Below are 235 nucleotides of genomic sequence, written 5' to 3'. Positions count from 1 at the left end.
CATCTGGCCCACCGCATAGAACGCCTCGCCCCACAACGCGAGCGTCGGTGCTTCGATCAACACGTCGGCATCTTCCTTGTCCTGCGCGACGTCGACGGCGTTCGCGCGATAGTCCGCCATCGCGCCACGCACCGCGCCGGGCGCCTCGTACGCGCGCACATAGGTTTCGAATGCCTCGCCGGAAATCGCGTTCGGGTCATAGCACCAGTCCGAGAAGAAATGCCGCAGCCACGCG

General features: G+C 65.5%; 1 pseudogene. It reads right to left on the bottom strand.

The features are described from left to right. Positions 1–235 (bottom strand): annotated as a pseudogene (locus SB771_RS37100) (alpha/beta hydrolase); the annotation flags it as partial.

The sequence above is a fragment of the Burkholderia sp. SIMBA_051 genome, assembly GCF_046534915.1.
Classification (GTDB): Bacteria; Pseudomonadota; Gammaproteobacteria; order Burkholderiales; family Burkholderiaceae; genus Burkholderia; species Burkholderia ambifaria.
This window is presented reverse-complemented; position numbering and strand designations above follow the sequence as displayed.